This window comes from Chitinophaga sp. 10T418 (genome assembly GCF_056394125.1).
On record NZ_JBFTHG010000064.1, the window covers coordinates 1 to 485 of the forward strand.

Consider the following 485-nt stretch of genomic DNA (forward strand, 5'->3'; position numbering starts at 1 on the left):
GAGACTATTACATAAAGTGTGTCAGTAAAAAGTTTTTTAACTTTAAACTGATAAAACAATATGGAAAGGCAAAACTTTGATTTCGAAACCTTCAAGAAGCAAGCGGCCAGCCGTTTGAAGAACGGAGATACGCTTTTAGGTAAGGACGGGGTGTTAACGCCGTTACTAAAAGAGTTTCTTGAGGGGGCCCTGGATGGTGAGTTGGAAGCGCATATTGAGGAGGAAGGAGAAGCCAACCGAAGGAACGGTAAAGGGCGTAARCAAGTAAAAACCGCCATTGGATCGGTAGATATTAACCCACCGCGTGATCGTAATGGGACGTTCGAGCCCGAAATTATTCCTAAACGGCATAAAACTCTTGGGGTAGATCTGGATCGACAGATCATTTCTTTATATGCCCGCGGAGCCAGTTACAGTGACATACGGGATCATCTCATGGATATGTATGGTTTGGAGGCATCTACGGCCACGATAAGCCGCGTTAC

1 protein-coding gene is annotated in these 485 nt (G+C 45.0%); it reads left to right on the forward strand.

The window, feature by feature from the left end; genetic code table 11:
• Positions 1–60: 60 nt before the first annotated feature.
• On the forward strand, positions 61–485 hold a 425-nt coding region (locus AC1DCV_RS35790), incomplete at its 3' end, for a transposase (protein ID WP_477027684.1).